This window comes from Vibrio marinisediminis, from assembly GCF_014050145.1.
Classification (GTDB): Bacteria; Pseudomonadota; Gammaproteobacteria; order Enterobacterales; family Vibrionaceae; genus Vibrio; species Vibrio marinisediminis.
Genome location: NZ_JACFYF010000069.1, coordinates 1 through 384, shown reverse-complemented (window position 1 = coordinate 384; position 384 = coordinate 1). Strand labels below are relative to the sequence as shown.

The following is a 384-nucleotide window of genomic DNA, read 5'->3' as shown; positions in this document are numbered from 1 at the left end:
CAGTTGGTAGAGCGCAACCTTGCCAAGGTTGAGGTCATCGGTTCGAACCCGATGTGTCGCTCCAGATTTTTCTGGTTAGACTTCGGTCTGATTGGAGTAAAGTTCCCATTGTACTTAACAGTGGCATCCGGACGCGGGATGGAGCAGCTTGGTAGCTCGTCGGGCTCATAACCCGAAGGTCGTAGGTTCAAATCCTGCTCCCGCAACCACATTACAGGCGTTGTGATTTGCTAGCTCTCGGGCTCAGCCATTCATAAAACCTAGCGAAGGTCGTTGATTTTAATCCGGCTTACGCAATCCGTTAAGATGAATTGCTTTAGCGATTTATCATGCGACACTAGCTCAGTTGGTAGAGCGCAACCTTGCCAAGGTTGAGGTCATCGG

General features: G+C 50.3%; 1 tRNA gene. It reads left to right on the top strand.

Annotated elements, in window-relative coordinates:
* The first annotated feature begins 132 nt into the window (after positions 1–132).
* A tRNA-Met gene (locus tag H2O73_RS20345) sits at positions 133–209 on the top strand.
* Positions 210–384: the final 175 nt, after the last annotated feature.